Source organism: Burkholderia sp. Bp9142 (genome assembly GCF_003853415.1).
GTDB lineage: Bacteria > Pseudomonadota > Gammaproteobacteria > Burkholderiales > Burkholderiaceae > Burkholderia.
Window position 1 is genome coordinate 164,773 of sequence record NZ_QTPP01000001.1, and the last position, 19,688, is coordinate 184,460.

The window sequence follows — 19,688 nt, forward strand, 5'->3', positions numbered from 1 at the left end:
CGGACCGGCGCGGACGCTTCCCTGCCGCCGTTCAGCCGACTCGCTGGTGGTCGGCGTCGCCGGGCGGCGAGCCGTCCTTCCCGCCGTTATCGCCGTTGTTGTCGTGGTCGTTGAGCCCGTGCTCGATCATCATCCGGTAGAGCGTCACGCGCGAGATGCCGAGTTCGGCGGCAGCCTTGTTGATCCGGTGATCGTTGCGCAGCAGCGCGTTCTCGATCGCGGTGCGCTCGGCGAGCGAACGCGCCTGTTCGAGCGTCACGGGTTCCGTTTCGCCCGGCGTCTCGAGCCCGAGATCGTGCGGCGTCAGCAGCCGGCTCTCCGCCATCACGATCGCGCGGCGCACCCGGTTGATCAGCTCGCGCACGTTGCCGGGCCACTCGTAGCGGCGCATCGCGTCGAGCGCCGCCGACGTGAAGCCGCTGATCTTGCGTCCGCTGTCGGCCTTGTATTTCTGCAGCACGTAATGCGCGAGGATGTCGATGTCCTTGCCGCGCGCGCGCAGCGGCGGCTCGTGAATGCGCAGCACGCAGAGCCGGTGATAGAGGTCCGCGCGGAAGCGTCCGGCCTCGACCGCGCCGTCGAGATCCACGTGCGTCGCCGAGATGATCCGCACGTCGACCGGAATCGATTCCTGGCCGCCGAGCCGCTCGATCTTCCCTTCCTGCAGGAAGCGCAACAGGCTCGCCTGGCTTTCGACCGGCATGTCGCCGATTTCGTCGAGAAACAGCGTGCCGCCGTTCGCGGATTCGATCCGGCCCGCGCGCCGCTGGTTCGCCCCGGTGAATGCGCCGCGCTCGTAGCCGAACAGTTCCGACTGCAGCAGGTGATGCGGAATCGCACCGCAGTTGATCGCGATGAACGGCCCCTTGCCGCGCACCGAGCGCTCGTGGATCGCGAGCGCCGTCAGTTCCTTGCCGGTGCCCGACTCGCCGGAGATGAACACGCTCGCGTCGGTTTTCGCGACCTTGCGAATCGTGCTGAATAGCTGCTGCATCGCTTCGCAGTTGCCGATCATCCCGTGCTCGCCGATCGACGCCGCGTATGCCGCGCCGTCGACGCGATCGAGCGCGGCCATCCCGCGTGCATGGCCGAGCACGTGCGAAATCCATTCGTACGGCAACGGCAGCGTCACGTAATCGAAACAGTAGCTGCGGATCAGTTCGCGCACGGCAGTGCTGATCGTGATGCCGGCCTGCGCGATGGAAATCCAGCCGATCGCCGGCTGGCTCAGGCACGCCTTCAGCGCGGGATAGTCGCGCGACGTGAAGCCCGAGAAATCGACGAGCCCGGCCGCGACGTTCACGCCGGACGTCATGTTCTGCGCGGCACCGGCCGTCTTCGCGACCGAGATCTCCCAGCCGAGCCCGCGCAGTTGCGCCAGCAACGGCTCGTCCGGCGAACGCATGATCACGAACAGCTTGCGTCCGGCCTCGGGAGCAGTAACGGATACGAGCGGCATTTCGGGCGCCGCCGTCCCGCTTGCGTCGGGTGACCTTGCAACCATGTTGTTCCCCGCTTGGCGTTGGTATCGTGCGCCGGCTCGCCGCCGGGTCCGACGGACCTCGATCGAACCGACATATTGGCCGCATTTCCGTCCGAATAAAATCCCCCCGGGCAACAATCGTGCGCCGGGCCGGTCCTTTCATGAACGGTATATCGATGCCGCCGACGCGCGGCTAGATGGGTGTTATCCCGGTGGCGCGGGGCGGACGCGCAATACGGCCGTCCGGGTAGCGAGCGCGCGAAACCGCGCCGGCGCGGGCGCGCCGGCCCGGCATGCGATGCCGGGCATGCGGGACCGGACCGGCCGCACGCGCCGGCGCGGCCCGGGGGCCGTCCGGCGCCCGCGCCCGCAACCGTTTTCCGCTTGACGCCGGTCAATCATCAGATGAAACGGGTTTGATGCACGAACGCAACACGCGCCGCACGGCGCGGCGGCGGCGTCAGCGCCCCGATGCGAGCGGTGCGGGCGCGTTGGCGCGGCCGCGTCCGGCCGCCGCGCCGTCGTGTTCGCCGTACGCGGCGACGAGCCCATCGACGCGTGCGAGGTGATGGCGGTTGTCGTGGTCCCACGGATGGAAGCCGGGCCGGAAAAAGCTCAGCCATTCACCCGCGATGCGAGGAAACAGCCCGCGGCGCGGCCCGTACAGGAAGGCAATCATGCGCAACATGCCGCGCACGCGATGCTTGACGTCGCGATCGCGCGACAACAGCGTCACGTGCATCAGGAACACGGTCGGCCAGAACGTCAGCGTCGTCAGCAGATACACGCCGACGCGGATCAGGTAGCGGCGCAGGCCGGGCTTCATCACGGCGTTCCACACGTCGTACGACACGGCCTTGTGCTCGGTTTCCTCGAGCGCATGCCATACCCACATCTGCCGGTAGCCTTCGACCGAGCCGTCGAGACGCGTCGGGTCGCTCAGGATCCAGTCCGCGAGCATCGCCGTGTAGTGCTCCGCCGCCACCGTGTGCGCGAGCTGCACCGAACGCGGCAGCGTGCGCTTCATGAAGCCGAGCACCGCCCACATGCGCTTGTCGAGCTTGCGCGCGGGCAGCCGGTTCGCCTGCATCAACTCGTTGTATTCGACGTGTTCGCGCGTATGCATCGCCTCCTGGCCGATGAAGCCGAGCACCTGGCGTTTCAGCACGGGATCGTCGATCCGGTCGCGATAGTTGCGCACCGAATCCATGAAAAAGCGTTCGCCGGCCGGAAACAGCAGCGACAGCGCGTTGAAGAAATGGGTCACGTGCGGGCCGAGCCCGTGCCAGTCCTTCGCGCGTTCGACCGGCAGGTCGAAGCGCAGGTCGCGGCGCACCGGCATCACCTCGGCCGCGGTGGCGGAAGCGGCTGACTTCATGTTCGTCGTTCTCCTTGTCTTCGGGCGGCCCGGCAGCCGTCGCGGCCTTGCCGGCGCGGGCCCGGGCGGCGCATCGCGCAACGCCGCAATCTTGACATCGATAACTGTAAAGATAGGCGCCGGGCGGCGCGGTGCGCAAGCCGCGCGTTAGACGCGCACTTCCAAACGGGGCACGGTCGGCAGCGCGGAAAGGACGACGTTCGAACGGGGTCCGCGCGTGCCGGGATTCGAACGCGCGCACCGGCGCGCGACCGGCAGGCGGGCGGCAAACACGCGAACCGCAACCGGCGTGAAAGCCCCGTGCGACGGGCGTCTCGCTGGATCGCGCGGCAGCCGTCGACGCGACGCCGATCGGCCCGGACAGCGCCGATTCATACGCGCCCCCATTCGCGCGGTGCAACCGCGTCGCTTCGGCCCGAGGAAAATTCAAACGCGCGTTCCATTCGCGTGTCGGGCGAGATGCGTGACCGCCGTCGCGACCGACGCAAGATCGACGCGCAGCCGGGCCTTCGCCGCGTGCGGCGGCCCCCTGCGCGCTCGCCTACAATAGCGGCTTTACCCAACCCCTTTCAGGAGAAGTCATGTCTGTCACCACGACCGCGTCGGGCCTCAAAATCGAAGAGCTGACCGAAGGCACCGGCGCGGAAGCGCAAGCCGGCCAGACCGTCAGCGTCCACTACACGGGCTGGCTGACCGACGGTCAGAAATTCGACTCGAGCAAGGACCGCAACGACCCGTTCGCGTTCGTGCTCGGCGGCGGCATGGTCATCAAGGGCTGGGACGAAGGCGTGCAGGGCATGAAGGTCGGCGGCGTGCGCCGCCTGACGATCCCGCCGCAACTCGGCTACGGCCCGCGCGGCGCAGGCGGCGTGATCCCGCCGAACGCGACGCTCGTGTTCGAAGTCGAACTGCTCGCCGTCTGACGACGCCGCCGGCCGGCTCCCTCCGATGCAACGCATCCCGTCTCCCGCCATCGCGCTGCGCCGTTACGACACGTGCGAAGCGTCCGACGTGCACGACTTTCACCAGGTCGTGCTCGGCGTCGACGGCGCGATGGTGATGGCGGTGGACGGCGTCGGCCAGCGCATCGACCGGCACGCGGCCTGGCTGATCCCGGCCGGCGCGCGCCACGATTACGCGGGCCTCGGCAACAATCGCCAGCTCGTGCTCGACCTGCCCGCCGCGTCGCTCGCGGTGCCGCAGCGGCTGTTCGACAGCGCGCGTGCCGTGCCGATCGACCCGGCGCTGGCGTCGCTCGTCGCGCAGGTCGCGGCGGGCGCCGCGCAACTCGACGGGCCGGCCGGCGACGCGCGGCACGCGCATCGCTTCCAGTGGCAGGCCGCCGCACGTCTGTGCAGCGCATTGCTCGACGACGCCGGCTTCGCCGCCCCCGCGGCGGGTCTCGATTTCGCACGCATCGACCGCTGGCTGCGCGCGCGGCTCGCGGAGCCGCTGCGCATCGCCGATCTCGCCGCGCACTGCGGCTACGGGATGCGCCGGTTTCATCAACTGTTCGTCGACGCGTTCGGCGAAACCCCGCATCGCTACCTGCAGCGGCTGCGGCTCGATGCCGCCGTCGTGCTGCTCGCCGACGGCCGCCATCCGCTCGTCGACATCGCCGGCATGGTCGGCTTCGCCGACCAGAGCACCTTCACGCACGCGTTCACGAAGCGCTTCGGCGTCGCGCCGGGGCGCTGGCGCGGCGAACGGCACTGAGATTCCGCCGGACGATCCCGGCCTGCCCTAACGCAGTCGCATGGCGAGACGAGCAGCGCCTTCCCGCTCGCAAAGCGATCGCATGGCGTCGCGGCCGGCGACGGTGTTGACGCTTCACGCCGCCCTGAAACATCGCCCGCGCGTCGCGCCCCGCGATGCGGAGAGGGACACGGCCACTTCCTCCCCCGCGTTCCCGCCCGCGCCCGATCAGGCGATGCTGCGAAACGGAAACGGCGCAGTCCTTGCATCGCGCGACGATCCGCCACTCATCCCCGCGTCGCGCCTTCCTCGTCACCCACTTTGCGCACGACCGTCTCCGCCGCCCTCAGTGGCCGGCCATCGTCGTGCCGCAGCGCGACCTTGCGGATCGCGCGGCCCGTCTTGCGCTCGACCAGCACCGAATGCGGCTCGCCGCGCCCGAACAGGTTCGCCTCGCCCCATTGCCGCAGCATCACGATCACCGGAAACAGCCCCTCGCCCTTCTTCGTCAACGCGTACTCCTGATACGCGCTGCCGTCCGACGCGGGCACGACTTCGAACACGCCGGCGTCCACCAGCATCCTGAGCCGGTCCGCCAGGATGTTGCTCGCGACGCCGAGGCTCGCGCGGAAGTCACCGAACCGCCGCACGCCGTCGAACGCGTCGCGCACGATCAGCAACGCCCAGCGATCGCCGACGATATCGGTCGCCCGCGCCACCGGGCACGGCGAATCCGCAAGACTTTTCTGCCTGGCCATATTGCTCTCCACTGCCGTGCCGGCCGCCTTCCCGGGCCGCCGGCCATCCGTGCGCGAGCCCGTCGCCCGCCACCCAACAAGTTGCATTTTAAAACCACTTTTCCTACACTCATACTGGTTTCAAATTGCAACTACTTACGCGAGGAAACCCATGGAATCGTCTTGTCGCTCAGGAACCGTCGCGTCGAGCGCGACATCGCGCAGCGCGCGTCCGGCCGACGGCGCACGCGTGTCCGCGGCGCTCGTCACGCTGCTGGCGGCCTGCTGTGCGGCAAGCGTCGCGAACGTCTACTACGCGCAACCGCTGCTCGATTCGATCGCCCACGACTTCGGCGTATCGCAGGCGGCGGTCGGCGGCGTCATCACCGCGACGCAGCTCGGCTGCGCGCTCGCGCTGCTGTTCGTCGTGCCGCTCGGCGACCTGCTGAACCGCAAGCGCCTGATCACCGTTCAACTTCTGCTGCTGACGGCGGCGTGCGTCGGCGTGGCCGCCGCGTCGACGCGCATCGCGCTGCTGGCAGGCATGGTCGCGGTCGGGCTGCTCGGCACCGCGATGACGCAAGGGCTGATCGCCTGCTCGGCCGCGCTTGCCGCTGCCGGCGAGCGCGGCCGCGTGGTCGGCGCCGCACAGGGCGGCGTCGTGATCGGCCTGCTGGCGGCGCGTTCGCTCGCGGGTGTCGTCACGGATATCGCCGGCTGGCGTGCGGTTTATCTGGTGTCGGGCGCGCTTGCGATCGCGATGCTCGTGGCGCTGGCGCGGCTGCTGCCCGATGCGGATGCGCCGCGCGAGCGCATCGGCTACGCGGCGCTGCTCGGCTCGATGGCGACGCTGCTGCGCAACGAACGCGTACTGCGCGTGCGCGGGGCGATCGCGCTGCTGATGTTCGCGGCGTTCAGCATCTTCTGGAGCGCGCTCGTGCTGCCGCTGAGCGCGCCCCCGCATGCGATGTCGCATACGCAGATCGGCGCATTCGGGCTCGTCGGCGCACTGGGCGCGGCCGCCGCCGCGCGCGCGGGCCGGCTCGCGGATCGCGGGCTCGGCGAAGCGACGACCGGCGCCGCGCTCGCCCTGCTCGCGTTCTCGTGGCTGCCGCTCGCGTTCGCCGGCACGTCGATCGCGCTGCTGGTCGCCGGTATCGTGCTGCTCGACGTCGGCGGGCAGGCCGTCCACGTCGTGAACCAGAGCATGATCCTCGGCGCACGGCCCGATGCGCATGCCCGCCTCGTCGGCTGCTACATGCTGTTCTATTCGGTCGGCAGCGGGCTTGGCGCGATTGCATCGACGACGATGTATGCGCACGCCGGATGGATCGGCGTCTGCGGGCTCGGCGCGGCGGTCAGCGTGGTCGCGTTCGGCGTTTGGGCCGCGACGCTCGGGCGTGCATGATGCATGTCGGAAGCGGCGAGCGAATCGCGACGAGTCCGGCACGGAACGACAAAAAGCCGGCTCGCCCGAATCGGGCGGCCGGCACGCGAACCGGACGCTCACGCGTGCACTGGCTCGAATCGGGCGGCGGCGTGCCGCGTTCGCTTAACCCGCCGCCTGAATCGCCTCTTCGTACACGCCGGCGACGCGTCGCGCGATCACCGCGTTGTCGAAGTGATCGCGTGCATAGCGCTTGCACGCGGCTTCGTCCGGCAGCGTGATCGCGCCGGACAACGCGGCGCCGAGCCCTTCCGCGATCGCATCCGCGCCGGTCGACGGCAGCACGAGATCGCTGGACAGCCCGGCGACCGCCTCCGGCAGCCCGCCGACCGGCGTGACCAGCACCGGCGTGCCGGACGCGAGCGACTCGACCGTGATCAGCCCGAAACCCTCGAGCGCGACCGTCGGCACGACACTCACCGTCGCCGCGCGGTACAGTGCCGCGAGATGGTTGTCGGGCACGAAACCGAGCAGCTTCACGTTGTCCTGCAGCCCGGCCGCGTCGATGCGCTGCTGCAGCTCTTCGCCGATCTTGCCCTTGCCGGCGATCAGCAGCAGCACGTCCGGGTGACGGTGCTTGACGAGACCGATCGCGTCGATCAGATCCTCCAGCCCCATGCGCCGCACGAGCCGGCGCACGGCCAGCACGATCGGCCGGTCCTGCGGCAGTTGCAGCTTGTGCCGCGCCTCGCCCGGCGTGAGCGGCGTATCGAACTGCGCGGTGTCGACGCAGCCCGGAATCACGCGCACGCGCGACGGATCGATCCCGTAGCGGTTCGTCAGGATCTGGCCGAACGCCTGCGACAGCACGATCAGCCGCGACGAGCGCGTATACACGGCCTGTTCGAGATAGCGCTTCGCGCGCTGCCCGAGCGACGCGGCGCCCTCGACCTGGCTTTCGTCGGCCCACGGCCCCTGGAAGTGCGACACCTGCGGAATGCCGCGCGTCACGTCGAGGCCCGGGAACGTGTACAGCGCGAAGTGCGACGAGATCACGTCGGGCCGCTCGGCGCGGATCTCGTCGCGCAGCGCGCGCCGCGCGGCGAGCATCCGGCGTGCGAGCGGCTGCGACGCGGGGCCGAAGCCCTGGATCGCGCCGCCGGTATCGTCGGCGACCTTCGGCGAGCCCGCGACGAGCCCGCGCACCTCGACGCCCGCGCCCGGCAGCGCGCCGACGAGCGAGTAGTACATCCGGTCGAGGCCGCCCGCGCGTTCGGGAAACCAGTGCATGCCGATTTGCAACGATTTGATCGGCCGGGAAGAAAGAGACTTCACGATTGCTCCTGCGTGACCGCATGCTCGACCCGCTCGAAGGCGGACGGCTGCGAGGGTTGGCCGATGCGCCGGTAGAGCGCGACGTACTGGGCGCCCATGTGCGCCCAGCCGAAACGGGTCATCAGTTCGCGGGCCGCGTCGCCCATCGCGCGACAGGTGTCGCGCGATGCCGCGAGCGAGCCGATCGCCTGCGCGAGCGCGGCCGGATCGTCAGGGTCTTCCAGCACGATCCCGCAGTCGCGCGTGATGATTTCCGCGCCGCCGGCGGTGCGCGCGGTGACGACCGGCAGCCCGGCCGCCATCGCTTCCAGCAGCGACAGGCTCATCGCTTCGTAGCGCGACGGAAACACGTAGGCATCGACCGAGCGCATCAGCGTCGGCATGTTCTTCACGAGCCCGAGGAAATGCACGCGCGATGCGATGCCAAGCGCGCGCGCCTCGTCCGGATACGGGCTGCCGGGCAAGTAGCCTGCCACCGCGAGATGGACGTTCGCCGGCAGCTTCGTCAGCGCCTTCAGCACGGTGCCGAGGTTCTTGCGCGGCGTGCGCAGGTCGCCGACGAACAGCAGCAGGAACGCGTCGTCCGGCAGCTTGAACGCCGCGCGATCGGCCTGCGCGCCCGCGAACGCGCTGCCGTCGACGCCGTTGTAGATCACGCTGATCTTGCGGCTGTCGATGCCGAGCCCGGCGATCTCGTCGGCCACCTTCTGCGACACGGCCGTGATCGCGCTCGAACGCCGGTACGCCCAGCGCTCGAGCGCGGTATTCACGCGCGTATAGACGTACTGATAGGCCGACCACAGCCCCTTCGTCAGACCGAACGGGTAGTACGGGCTCTTGAACCAGCCGCCATGCACGAAGTGCGCGGTATTCACGTCGGCGCGGATCCACGAGATGAAGCCGTTCACGTGCAGCACGTCGACCTCGCCGCGATGCGCGCGCAGCCACCATGCGCTCTTCAGCGCGAACACCTGCTGCTTGACGAGATTCGACGGCCAGAAGCGGCCGACCTTCACCGGCACCCAGCGCACGCGCGGGTCGGCCAGCAGCTCGGGCGCGACGTGCGACGCGACCAGCGTGACCTCGTAGTTTTCAGCCAGCGCCGCGCGCGCGATTTCGTAATTGACGCGGCCCTGCCCGTCGTTATGTCGCACGACGTGCGTGACGATCGCGATTCTCAATGGTCGCCTCCCCGTGAACGCGCGGCGGCCAGCAGGCGCTGCGCCTTCTGCCAGTGCGCCGCGGATAGTATTGAAAAAATGGCCGTGAACAGCAGCAGGCCGCCCGTGCCGATCAGCGAGTTCGTGAACACGAGCATCGCGAACACCGACAGGCACAGGCTCAGGCATGCGCCGACGAACTTGTCCTTGCGCAGCTTGAACGCCGCGCGCAGCGTGCGGGCAAGCAGCATCACGACGCCCGACAGGTACAGCAGCGTGCCGGGCCAGCCGAGCACGAACGGCACGTTCATCACGCCGCTGTCGAAGCTGCCGTACTTGCCGAGCTCGCCGCTGTCGCTCGACAGCTTGGTGGACGCGCCGGTCGCGCCCATCCCTTCGCCGGCGACGTCGGTGAACGCCGTTTGCGCGAAGGTCGCATAGAACTTGTTGCGGTCGTCGTAGCTGCGGTCGTCCTTCAGGTTCGTGATCGACTGGAGACGCTGGCCGAGCCGGTCGGCCACCGGCCCGACGGTCAGGAGCGGCACGCACAGCCCGACCAGCACGACGCCGCTGATCAGGATCCGCATCCGCACGCGGTTGCTCGACTGCACGAGCTGGATCGCGAGCGCGATCACCCAGCCGCCCCAGGTCGAGCGCACGAGACACAGCGCGAACGACACGAAGCCGGCGGCGCCCGCGAACCAGCGGACCTTCTGCGGTGCCGCGAACACGAACACCAGCGCGCCCATGATCGCGAACGCGAACGGCCCCGACGAATTCATCGTGCTGAACACGCGCACGCCGTACGGCACCGGCTCGCCCTGCGAGCCCATCTGCGAGCCGACCATCCACAGCACGTCCCACTGCGGCATCACGAAGTACTGCACGACCCCGTACACGCCCATCACGAGCATGCCCCACATGAACGTGGACAGCAGCACGTCGCGGTACTCGGGATAGTTGCGCGAGTTGACCATGATGTGAAAACCGATCAGCACCGGGTACACCCAGTTCGCGAGGTCGTAGGTCGCGGCCATCACGCCGCTCGACACGATCCCGACGAGATACGCATACATGAGCCCGAACAGGATCAGCAGCACCGGAATCCCACGCCGCTGCGCGAGCACGCGGTAATGCCTGACGAGCCCGAACCCGGCGATCATCGTCACCGCGAGCGGCGCGACCTGGATCAGGCTCGTCGGCGTGAACGCGCCCTTCGACCAGTCGGCCAGGCGCCGCACTTCGGGACTCAGGAACCACACCCACCACATGAAGCCGACGTAGCGCGCCGGGCTCTTGAAATACAGCCAGATGCCGACCGCGATCGCCAGCACCGGAAACGCGAGCGTCAGCACCTTGCCCTGGTGAACGGCGATCAGCGCGGCGGTGAACGTCCACAGCCCGGCCTGCCCGGCCCAGTGCTTCGGTTCGGGTAACCGGCGGCGGTTGCGCGACGGTGCGCGTTCGGCGGCAATCGTACTCATCGATCCGCTCTCACCGCGACGAAGGACGCGAATCCGCGAGCGGCATCGCGAGACCGGCGGCCGCCGGCGTGCGGCGCCGGCGCAGCATGTCGCGCGTGATCCGCACGTGCTGTTCGGCGAACGCCTGCGTGGTCAGGTCGCGCTCGCGCAGGCACGCCGCCGCGGCACGCGCGCATTCGAGCGCGGCGGCCGGTTCGGCCACGAAGCGGTCGGCGGCCTGGCGCATCGCCGGTGCATCGAACGCCGGCACGTAGGCGGCCGTGTCGTGCGGGAAGTAGTCGCTGAGCCCGCCGACGTCGGACACGATCATCGGCTTGCCGACCGCCGCCGCCTCGAGCATCACCGTGATGCCCGACGCGTGGAAGTTCGGCCGCAGCGGCACGACGATCACGTCGGCCCACGCATACAGCTCGTGCTGCTTCGCGAGGCCCGACGCCGAACCGATCTTCACGTTCGGCGCATGCCACTCGCGCGGCACGCGGCGCCGCGTCGCGAGCCGCACGTCGTAGCGCTCGTCGCCGCCGAACGCGGCGAGGAACGTGCGCCAGTCGCGATCGCGGTCGTTGCCGATCGCGGCGATCCGCAGCGGCCGGTTCGGCTGCCACTGCCGCGGCTCGGCGGGCGGGAAGTCCTGCGTGTTCAGCCCGTAGTACACGAACTCCGCGTCGCGCCCGAGATAGCGGCGGCACAGCTCGGCGTTGTCGCGGGCGAGCGTCGTCAGCGCGTCGGCGCGCGCGAGCAGCTTGCGATACAGCCAGCGGCGCGGGCCGCCGAACGTGTTCCACTTGTCGAACAGCCAGACGCTCTGCGCGAGCAGCAGCGGGCGCTTGCCCTGCGCACCGGCGAGCTTCAGGATCAGCGCGGCGGCGAGGTGCTCCTGCTCGGTGTGCGTCCAGATCACGTCGGTGCCCAGCAGCGCGGCGCGATTGCGCCACGCGTGCACGACGTCGAAGCCGAGCGTCGCCTTCAGCGCACGGCGCGCGAGGCTCGCGACGCGACTCTCGCGCCGGTCCTGCGAATAGGTCAGCCGGAATTCGTCGGATTCGGCGTGGTGATAGCCGTACAGGCAGCCGATGTCCTCGCCTTTCCGGTAGGTACGCGGATCTGCGCCGTAAAACAGGTGGACGTGAACTTTCGTCGTGGTCATGCAAGCCCTCCGGGGGTAGCCGTGCGCGATGCGCGCGGCCCGTTCAAGACGTCACCGGCGGCATCGCCGCACGGTGGGGGGCAAGGTTCGCGCGGCGCGCATCGCGGGCGCCGCGGCGCACCGCGCGCCAGTGCTCGCGCACGCGGTCGCGCTGCGCGCCACGCAGCGACAGCAGCACGTGCGCGAGGCCCGGGTAGACGCGCGTGCCGACCAGCGTCCACCACCACCATGCGATCTCGCGCCGCACCAGCGGCAGATGCTCGCGCAGGATCAGGTGCAGGTTGTACGCGCCGTTGCTGATCGCATTCAGCGATGCAGCATCGCGCCGGTCGTCGTCGAAGCGCTCGGCCGGAAAATGATCGACCGCGATCGCCGGGTCGTAGACGAGCTTCCAGCCTTCACGCTGCACGTGCATGCTGAAGGCCATGTCGTTGTGCACCTGCGCACCGGCGCCGCGCAGCCGCGTGTCGAAGCGCAGCCGTTCGATCGCGGCGCGGCGGTAGCTCATGTTCGCGCCTTTCAGCATGTCGACTTCGCGCGCGCCGCCGACGCCCAGGTGATGGTTGCCGATGATCTTGCCGGACAGCATGAGCTGGCCGACGAGTTCGCGCGACTCGTCGAGCACGCGGCCTTTCTCGTGCACCCAGTCGCGGCCGCCGACCGCGCCGGCGCGCGGATCGGCCAGGAACACGGCTTCGATGCGCGCGAGCCAGTCGGCGCGCGGCGCCGCATCGTCGTCGGTGATCGCGACGATGTCGCCGTTCGCCGAGTCGAGCCCCTTGTTCAGCGCTGCGACCTGTCCCGGCACGTCGACCGGCACGACCCGCAGCGGCAGCGCGCCGCCGACCGACGGATCGGCGAGGCGCTCGTGCGTGGCATCGTCCTCCGGGCGCGCGACGACGATCACCTCGTCGGGCAGCCGCTGCTGGCGCTGCAGCGCCAGCAGGCAGCGCGCGAGGTCGGCCGGGCGCCGGTAGGTCGGAACGAGCACGGAAATTTTCATCGAGGGTTCTCCAGTCGGCCGGGCCGGTGCTGCGCGCGCCGGCCCGGTTTCGTGCAATGCGGTCAGGCGCTCAGGTATTCGTGGACGGCCGCATAACCACGGCCGTAGCCGCGCGCCTTCGGCGGCACGCCGTTGAAGATCCCGCCTTCCAGATCGACGCCCGCAGTGCGCAGGCGCTTGATCGCGTCGGCGATCTCGCCTTCGGTATGCATGCCCGAGCGCAGCACCAGGAAGGTCGAGCCGGCCATGCGGCCGATGATGGTCGCGTCGGTCACCGCCAGCACCGGCGGCGAGTCGATCAGCACGACGTCGTAGCGCTTGCCGAGCCCTTCGAGGTATTGCGGCAGACGCGTCGACATCAGCAGCTCCGACGGGTTCGGCGGGCGCGTGCCGCCCGAGATGAACGACAGGCCCGGCACCGGCGTCTCGCGGATCGCCTCTTCAAGCGAAGACTGATCGCTCAGCAGCTCGGACAGGCCCGGCTGCGCGGTGAGGCCGAAGTAGCGGTCGAGCATCCCGCGGCGCATGTCGGCGTCGACCAGCAGCACGCGCTTGCCCGAATGCGCGAGCAGCACCGCGAGGTTGACCGTCAGGAAGCTCTTGCCGATGCCCGGCGTCGGGCCGGTCAGCACGATCACGCGGTTCTTCGCATCCATCATCGCGAACTGCATCGCGGTACGCAGGCTGCGCATGCTTTCGACGCTCAGGTCCTTCGGGCGCAGGCTCGCGAGGATCGGCCGCGCGCGGCCGCCGCCCTTCTCGGCCATGGCATCGAGCTTCACCTGCTCGGCGCTTTGCGGCACCAGCCCGTACAGCGGCAGGTTGAACGTACGCTCGACGCGGTCCGGATCCTCGATGCCCTGGAACAGGTTGCGGCGCAGGAACACGACGCCGGTGCCGAGGATCAGGCCCAGGAACACGGCGGCCGACAGGATCAGCACCTTCTTCGGCTTGATCGGGTCGCCCGGGCGCAGCGCCGAATCGATGAGGTGGATGTTGCCGCCGGTGCCGGCCTTCTGCACCGACAGTTCCTGCACGCGGTTCAGCAGCAGCACGTAGATGTCCTCGGCAACCTTCGCGTCGCGCTGGAGCTGGACGGCCTTCACTTCAGTCGCCGGCAGGCTGCGGAAGCGGTTGCTGAACTTGTCCTTCTCGCCCTGCAGCTCCGCGAGCTGCTGCTTCGCGGCGATCACCATCGGATGCGAATCGGTGAAGCGCTGCGCGAGCGACGCGAGCTGCAGGCGCTGCGCGGCGATCTGCTGCTCGTACTGCACGCTGCCTTCGAGGTAGACCTTCGCCTCGTCGCTCGCGTTGATCGAGCCGGACGTGCGCTGGTACTGCGTCAGCGCGGCTTCCGCGCGCTCGAGGTCGGCCTTCAGGCGCGGTTCCTCGCCCTTGAGGAAGTCGAGCATCTTGGTCGCTTCGGCCTGCTTCGCGATCACGTGCTGGTTCAGGTACGACTGCGCGAGCGCGTTCGCGATCGCGGCGGTCTGGTCCGGATTCTTGCCTTCGAGCGAGATCTGCACGACGCCCGTCTGCTTGCCCTGCTCGCTCACCTGGATGCCGGACTGGAAGCCGCCGATCGCGTCGAGATCGTTGTAGCGGACCACCGTGAATTGCGTGCCCGGACGCGCGACGAGCTTCTGCACGAGCAGCGTCACGCCGCCTGCCTGCTCCGATTCGCCGACGCGGCCCGACAGAAGACGGTTGCCGTTCTGGTCGACCAGCGTGTAGGTGCCGTTCGGGCCGGCCGTCAGCGTCAGCTTCTTGCCTTCGAGCGCCGGCACGACGTTGATCGTGTCGATGTCGGCGACTTCGCCGCCCCATGCGTACGACCGCAGGCCGAACCAGGCACGCGACGGCTCGCCCGGCGTCGCGATGCGCGCGGCCAGGCTGCCGAGCACCGGAAGCGCCTTCGGCACGACCGAGAAGTTCAGCTTGAACTGCTCGACGACCGGCGCGACGACGCCGCGGCTCTTGATGATCTCGATTTCCGCATCGGTCGGCGCCTGCTGCGGACCGCTGTTGATCATCGCGCCCGTCTGCGTCTGCGTGAGCGCCTGCGACGTGTTGTCGTTGCCCTCGACCCGCACGTGCACGTCGGCCTGATAGACCGGCTTCGCGACGTAGCAGTAGAGGCCGGCGAGCGCGATGACGGTCACCGCGATGCCGAGCAGCAGCCAGATGTCGTCCATGAGCACCTGGAGCAGCTGGCCGAGGACGACGTCCTCTTCCTCGGTTTTCGCGGTCAGATCCGCGTAGGAGTGTTTCGCTTGCGTGTTCACCGTTCGTTCCCGCTTGAGTGGTGCCGGGGCGGAGGCGCCGCCCCGGCGGGCTATCAGCGCGTGATTTGCCGCATGAAGAAGATCGTCTGGATCGTCGGCAACACCTGCTGCAGCACACGGTTGAACTGCACCGAGCTGGCCGTGCTGACATAGACAACGTCGAGCGGCTGAAGCGGGAAGCGGCTCGACAGCATCAGCGCATCCGGCTGCGTCATGTCGAGACGGAACACTTCCGGCTTCGTCGGGTTGTCATGCATCCCGCGCATCACGTAGATCTTGCGCGGGTTCGCATCGGTGTCGAGGATGCCGCCGCCGGACGTCAGCGCATCGGCAAGGGTCAGCCTGCCCTTGAGCATCGGCACGGTGACCGGCGTCTTGACCTCGCCCATGATGAACACGCGGCTGTCGCTGCGATCCGGCACGTTGATGATGTCGCCCGGCTGCAGCATCACGTTCTGCTTCACTTCGCCGCGATCGAGCACGCCGTTCGCGTCGAGCGTGTAGAGCTTGCCTTCGCGCGTCAGGCGCACGCGCTGCAGGTCGGCCTCGTTGGTCGAGCCGCCCGAGCGCGAGATCGCGTCGACGAGCGTCAGCGGCACGTCGCTCACCGCGAGCGGGCCCGGCTGCTTCACCTCGCCCGTCACCTGCACCTTCTGGCTGCGGAACGACAGCACGCGCACGTCGAGCTGCGGATTCTTCACGTAGCGCGCGAGGGTGGACGCCATCTGCTCGCGGATCTGTGCAACCGTCTTGCCCGCCACGCGGATGCGGCCGACGAACGGGAAGAAGATCGTGCCGTCGGCGGCCACGGTCTGGCCGTACGGATCGGCCTGACCCGGCAGCGCAGTCGTATACGGCTGCTGCAGCGCACCCGCGACCGACTGCGTCGTGTTGCCGCCGCTCGAGAACGACTGGCCCTGCGGCGTCGTCAGCTCGGGGTGATCCCACACCGTGACGCCGAGGATGTCCTGCGGGCCGACGCGGTAGACGTACTGCGACGGATCGGTGTAACGGCCCGGCGGCAGCGGGTGCTCGACCTGCTGCTTCTGCAGCTGATCCATCACCAGCTTCGCGTCGATGTAATGAACCGGATAGGTTTCGGCCTGGCCTTGCCGGCCTTCGTCCTTCAGGTTCGACGAGTCGAGATAGTTGCCGGGCGCGGTCGCGCAGGCCGACAGGAATGTCGTCATCGCGACGGCAAGCGCCAGCGGGCGCATGGGACGTTTCAGCATAGTTTTTGCAGCCATCCTTGAACCAGACGTTCGATCAATGAGTAGCTCTCGCGATAGTCGGCCTCCGGGCCGCCATGCGGATCCGCGATCTCGGCGTCCTCCCACTTGCCCAGCAGGTGGACCTTGCCGCGCGCGAACGGATCGACCGATTCGACGGCCTTGATCTGTTCGCGCTCGCTGACGAGAATCAGGTCGGCGTCGCGCACGATCCGGCGCGACAGCCGCCGCGACCGGTGCGGCGTCGCGTCGACGCCGCGCTCGGCGAGCAGTTGCCGCATCACCGGATCGATGCCGTCGCCGTCGTTCGCCCGTACACCGGCGGAGTGGAACGTCACGCGCGGGCCGCCACGCGACGCCGCGTGCGACTTGAACAGCATTTCCGCCGCCGGGCTGCGGCAGACGTTCGCGTGACAGACGATCAGGATGTTCCGGAACATGGCAGCTCGAATCGGGTTACGGGTAACGGCGACGCGCGGGTCAGGCGTTCGCGCGCGCGGCGCCCGGCACGCGGGCGGCGACGGCCTGGCGCGAGCCGGGGCGGCCGATCGGGTGGTATTCGATGCCCTGCTCGCTCATCGTCTCCGGCTCGTACAGGTTGCGGCCGTCGAAGATCACCGGCGACTTCCATTGGCGGCCGAGCGCGGCGAAATCCGGGCTCTTGAACGCCTTCCATTCAGTGACGATCACGAGTGCGTCGGCATCGCGCGCGGCCTGCGCCTCGTCGTCGGCGAAGGTGAGGCGTTCGAGCCAGCTCGGGTGGTCGGCGAGATCGAGTGCGAGCACGCGGCGCGCTTCCTGCTGCGCGACTGGGTCGTACGCGGCGATGCGCGCACCGCGCGACAGCAGCTCGGCGATCAGCTCGCGGCTCGGCGCTTCGCGCATGTCGTCGGTGTTCGGCTTGAATGCCAGGCCCCAGATCGCGAACGTGCGGCCCGTCAGGTCCTCGCCGAAGCGCGCGACGATCTTGTCGGCGAGCACACGCTTTTGCGCCGCGTTGACCGACGACACGGCCTTCAGGATCTGCAGCGACTGGCCGTGCTCGTCGGCGGTGCGGATCAGCGCCTCGACGTCCTTCGGGAAGCACGAGCCGCCGTAGCCGCAGCCCGCGTACAGGAAGTGATAGCCGATGCGCGGATCGGAGCCGATCCCGCGGCGCACGGCCTCGATGTCCGCGCCGAAGCGGTCGGCCAGGTTCGCAAGCTCGTTCATGAACGAGATGCGCGTCGCGAGCATCGCGTTCGCCGCGTATTTCGTGAATTCGGCCGAGCGCACGTCCATGTACAGCGTGCGTTCGTGGTTGCGGTTGAACGGCGCATAGAGCTTCTTCATCAGTTCGCGCGCGCGCTCGCCCGGCACGTCTTCGTCGCAGCCGATCACGATGCGGTCCGGCCGCGTGAAATCGTCGACCGCCGCGCCTTCCTTCAGGAATTCCGGGTTCGACACGACCGAGAACATCTGGTCGTCGCCGCGCTTCGCGAGTTCCTCGGCGACTGCCGCGCGCACGCGCTCGGCCGTGCCGACCGGCACCGTCGACTTGTCGACGATCACCTTGAAGCCCTTCATGTAGCGGCCGATGTTGCGCGCCGCCGCGAGCACGTACTGCAGGTCGGCCGAGCCGTCCTCGTCGGGCGGCGTGCCGACCGCGATGAACTGCACGTCGCCGTGCGCGACCGCGGCCTCGATGTCGGTCGAGAAGCGCAGGCGGCCCGCCGCGCGGTTGCGCGCGATGACTTCCTTGAGGCCCGGCTCGTGGATCGGCACGCCGCCGCTGTTCAGGACGTCGATCTTCGCCCGATCGACGTCGAGACAGAACACGTCGTGCCCGATGTCGGCGAGACAGGCGCCGGTGACAAGACCTACGTAACCGCTGCCGATGATAGTCAGATTCATGATATGTCGGACCTCGTGACCAATGATTCGAAATTCGTAAAACCGGAGTGTCTGCGCGCGTTCCGCGTCAGTAAGCGTTGCTGCCGGTGAAGCCTTTCCAGAGCGTCAGCACGACGATCTTGATGTCGAGCCAGAACGACCAGTTCTGCATGTAGTACAGATCGAGCTTCACGCGTCCCATCATCTTCTCGATCTGGTCGGTCTCGCCGCGAAAGCCGTTGATCTGCGCCCAGCCGGTGATGCCCGGCTTGATCCGGTAGCGGAACATGTAGCCCTTCACCAGATCCTTGTAGATGTCGTCGTGCGCGAGCGCATGAGGCCGCGGGCCGACGACCGACATCTCGCCCTTCAGCACGTTGATGAACTGCGGCAGTTCGTCCAGGCTCGTGCGGCGCAGGAAGCGGCCGACCGGCGTCACGCGCGAGTCGTTCTTCGTCGCCTGCGTGACCTGCCCCGTGACTTCCTGATGCACCTTCATCGAGCGGAACTTGTAGATCTCGAACTCGTGCCCGTCGATCCCCTTGCGCTTCTGGCGGAAGAACACCGGCCCGCGCGACGTGAACTTGATCAGGCAGGCGATCAGCACCATCACCGGCGCGAGCGCCGTGAGCGCCGCCAGCGCGAACAGCCGGTCGAACACGAACTTCGGCAGGATCCGCACGTCGGTGATCGGCGACGCCGCGAGGTTGATCGCCGGCACGCCGAGCACCTCGACCACTTCCTGGTTGAAGAACGACAGCGTGCGCACGTCCGGAATGAAACGGATATTCACGAAGTCGTGGCGGAACACCGTCACGATCTGGTGAATCCGGCGCTCCTCCGTGATCGGCAGCGTGAGCCACAGCTCGCTGATCGCGCGGCTGCGCACCAGCCACACCAGCGATTCGAACTGCCGCTCGATGCGCACGTCGTCGAGCGCGACCTCGCCCGGCACTTCGCTTTCGTCGTACACGCATACCGGGTTGAAGCCCGCTTCCGGACGTGCCCGCATCTGCGCGATCAGCCGCCGCGCGGCCGGCGTGCCGCCGACGATCGCGACCGCCTTCAGGTTGTAGCCGCCGCGCCGCAGCTGTCGCAGCACGACGTGCACGCAGGCCTTCGAGCCGACGAGCAGCGCCATCGTCACAAGCGCCCAGTAACCCAGCCACAGCCGCGACAGGTCGCCCGACTGGTGAAAGCTGAAGCTCATCAGGATGCCCGCGAGCTCGACCACCAGCCACGCGAACGCCACGCGCCCCACCAGCCCGACGAGACGCTTGCCTCGCCACGACTGATAGATGCCGATCGCCGGAAAGAACACCACGACCAGCAGGCAGTCGAACAATACCGTCGTGCGCTGCAGGTCGTTGAGCCAGATGCTGCCGCCGTGCAGCGTGGCGGCGATCAACGCCCCCAACACGACCATCGCGATATCGATGACTCTCGCCAGCACGCTCAACATGTTCGCTTCCTCTTTGAACAGGCGTTTGTCG

General features: G+C 68.6%; 16 protein-coding genes. 3 read left to right on the plus strand and 13 right to left on the minus strand.

What is annotated here, in order from left to right; translation table 11 throughout:
* Positions 1-31: 31 nt before the first annotated feature.
* Positions 32-1,504, minus strand: coding sequence for a sigma-54 dependent transcriptional regulator (locus DIE22_RS00770; RefSeq protein ID WP_124495633.1), 1,473 nt, complete (start codon positions 1,502-1,504; stop codon positions 32-34).
* A 439-nt stretch (positions 1,505-1,943) separates the two neighbouring features.
* Positions 1,944-2,861 (minus strand): metal-dependent hydrolase, encoded by a 918-nt coding sequence (locus DIE22_RS00775; protein ID WP_124495635.1) that lies wholly within the window; start codon positions 2,859-2,861, stop codon positions 1,944-1,946.
* A 581-nt stretch (positions 2,862-3,442) separates the two neighbouring features.
* Between DIE22_RS00775 and DIE22_RS00780 the strand changes: the two genes are divergently transcribed.
* On the plus strand, positions 3,443-3,784 hold the full coding sequence (locus DIE22_RS00780; RefSeq protein WP_044846591.1) for an FKBP-type peptidyl-prolyl cis-trans isomerase: 342 nt from the start codon (positions 3,443-3,445) through the stop codon (positions 3,782-3,784).
* A 25-nt stretch (positions 3,785-3,809) separates the two neighbouring features.
* A complete protein-coding gene (locus DIE22_RS00785) occupies positions 3,810-4,577 on the plus strand; it encodes an AraC family transcriptional regulator (RefSeq protein WP_124495637.1) in 768 nt (255 codons plus the stop codon).
* Positions 4,578-4,843: 266 nt separating this feature from the next.
* On the opposite strand, the gene DIE22_RS00790 is transcribed toward DIE22_RS00785, so the two are convergent.
* On the minus strand, positions 4,844-5,314 hold the full coding sequence (locus DIE22_RS00790) for a winged helix-turn-helix transcriptional regulator (RefSeq protein WP_124495639.1): 471 nt from the start codon (positions 5,312-5,314) through the stop codon (positions 4,844-4,846).
* A 151-nt stretch (positions 5,315-5,465) separates the two neighbouring features.
* Here DIE22_RS00790 and DIE22_RS00795 point away from each other — a divergent pair, with 151 nt between their 5' ends.
* A complete protein-coding gene (locus DIE22_RS00795; RefSeq protein ID WP_124495641.1) occupies positions 5,466-6,701 on the plus strand; it encodes an MFS transporter in 1,236 nt (411 codons plus the stop codon).
* Between the two features lie 144 nt (positions 6,702-6,845).
* Here the strand turns inward: DIE22_RS00795 and DIE22_RS00800 are convergent, their stop codons facing one another.
* The 10 genes from DIE22_RS00800 to DIE22_RS00845 form a co-directional block, all read right to left on the minus strand.
* Positions 6,846-7,970, minus strand: coding sequence for a glycosyltransferase family 4 protein (locus DIE22_RS00800; protein WP_124495643.1), 1,125 nt, complete (start codon positions 7,968-7,970; stop codon positions 6,846-6,848).
* Between the two features lie 41 nt (positions 7,971-8,011).
* Positions 8,012-9,196, minus strand: a complete 1,185-nt coding sequence (locus DIE22_RS00805; RefSeq protein ID WP_124604099.1) for a glycosyltransferase family 4 protein — start codon at positions 9,194-9,196, stop codon at positions 8,012-8,014.
* A complete protein-coding gene (locus DIE22_RS00810) occupies positions 9,193-10,659 on the minus strand; it encodes an O-antigen ligase (RefSeq protein ID WP_124495647.1) in 1,467 nt (488 codons plus the stop codon). The genes DIE22_RS00805 and DIE22_RS00810 overlap by 4 nt, the downstream gene beginning before the upstream one ends.
* A 10-nt stretch (positions 10,660-10,669) precedes the next feature.
* Entirely contained in the window at positions 10,670-11,806 is a 1,137-nt protein-coding gene (locus DIE22_RS00815) for a glycosyltransferase family 4 protein (RefSeq protein WP_124495649.1), read from the minus strand.
* 43 nt (positions 11,807-11,849) lie between these two features.
* Positions 11,850-12,809 carry a glycosyltransferase family 2 protein gene (locus tag DIE22_RS00820; RefSeq protein WP_124495651.1) on the minus strand — a complete coding sequence of 320 codons (960 nt, stop codon included), beginning with the start codon at positions 12,807-12,809 and terminating at the stop codon, positions 11,850-11,852.
* Positions 12,810-12,871: 62 nt separating this feature from the next.
* Positions 12,872-15,094 (minus strand): polysaccharide biosynthesis tyrosine autokinase, encoded by a 2,223-nt coding sequence (locus DIE22_RS00825; RefSeq protein WP_124495653.1) that lies wholly within the window; start codon positions 15,092-15,094, stop codon positions 12,872-12,874.
* Positions 15,095-15,147: 53 nt separating this feature from the next.
* A complete protein-coding gene (locus DIE22_RS00830) occupies positions 15,148-16,326 on the minus strand; it encodes a polysaccharide biosynthesis/export family protein (protein WP_124495655.1) in 1,179 nt (392 codons plus the stop codon).
* On the minus strand, positions 16,320-16,763 hold the full coding sequence (locus tag DIE22_RS00835) for a low molecular weight protein-tyrosine-phosphatase (protein ID WP_124495657.1): 444 nt from the start codon (positions 16,761-16,763) through the stop codon (positions 16,320-16,322). Before DIE22_RS00835 ends, DIE22_RS00830 begins: the two co-directional genes overlap by 7 nt.
* 40 nt (positions 16,764-16,803) lie before the next feature.
* Positions 16,804-18,216 (minus strand): UDP-glucose/GDP-mannose dehydrogenase family protein, encoded by a 1,413-nt coding sequence (locus DIE22_RS00840; RefSeq protein WP_124604101.1) that lies wholly within the window; start codon positions 18,214-18,216, stop codon positions 16,804-16,806.
* 67 nt (positions 18,217-18,283) lie between these two features.
* The gene (locus DIE22_RS00845) at positions 18,284-19,657 is read right to left on the minus strand and encodes an undecaprenyl-phosphate glucose phosphotransferase (RefSeq protein ID WP_124495661.1); all 1,374 of its coding nucleotides are present in this window, start codon (positions 19,655-19,657) and stop codon (positions 18,284-18,286) included.
* Positions 19,658-19,688: the final 31 nt, after the last annotated feature.

Bases quoted from the DNA above. Each gene is read 5' to 3' on its own strand.
- DIE22_RS00770 (WP_124495633.1), bottom strand. From the start codon at position 1,504: ATGGTTGCAAGGTCACCCGACGCAAGCGGGACGGCGGCGCCCGAAATG.
- DIE22_RS00775 (WP_124495635.1), bottom strand. From the start codon at position 2,861: ATGAAGTCAGCCGCTTCCGCCACCGCGGCCGAGGTGATGCCGGTGCGC.
- DIE22_RS00780 (WP_044846591.1), top strand. From the start codon at position 3,443: ATGTCTGTCACCACGACCGCGTCGGGCCTCAAAATCGAAGAGCTGACC.
- DIE22_RS00785 (WP_124495637.1), top strand. From the start codon at position 3,810: ATGCAACGCATCCCGTCTCCCGCCATCGCGCTGCGCCGTTACGACACG.
- DIE22_RS00790 (WP_124495639.1), bottom strand. From the start codon at position 5,314: ATGGCCAGGCAGAAAAGTCTTGCGGATTCGCCGTGCCCGGTGGCGCGG.
- DIE22_RS00795 (WP_124495641.1), top strand. From the start codon at position 5,466: ATGGAATCGTCTTGTCGCTCAGGAACCGTCGCGTCGAGCGCGACATCG.
- DIE22_RS00800 (WP_124495643.1), bottom strand. From the start codon at position 7,970: ATGCACTGGTTTCCCGAACGCGCGGGCGGCCTCGACCGGATGTACTAC.
- DIE22_RS00810 (WP_124495647.1), bottom strand. From the start codon at position 10,659: ATGAGTACGATTGCCGCCGAACGCGCACCGTCGCGCAACCGCCGCCGG.
- DIE22_RS00815 (WP_124495649.1), bottom strand. From the start codon at position 11,806: ATGACCACGACGAAAGTTCACGTCCACCTGTTTTACGGCGCAGATCCG.
- DIE22_RS00820 (WP_124495651.1), bottom strand. From the start codon at position 12,809: ATGAAAATTTCCGTGCTCGTTCCGACCTACCGGCGCCCGGCCGACCTC.
- DIE22_RS00830 (WP_124495655.1), bottom strand. From the start codon at position 16,326: ATGCTGAAACGTCCCATGCGCCCGCTGGCGCTTGCCGTCGCGATGACG.
- DIE22_RS00835 (WP_124495657.1), bottom strand. From the start codon at position 16,763: ATGTTCCGGAACATCCTGATCGTCTGTCACGCGAACGTCTGCCGCAGC.
- DIE22_RS00840 (WP_124604101.1), bottom strand. From the start codon at position 18,216: ATGAATCTGACTATCATCGGCAGCGGTTACGTAGGTCTTGTCACCGGC.
- DIE22_RS00845 (WP_124495661.1), bottom strand. From the start codon at position 19,657: ATGTTGAGCGTGCTGGCGAGAGTCATCGATATCGCGATGGTCGTGTTG.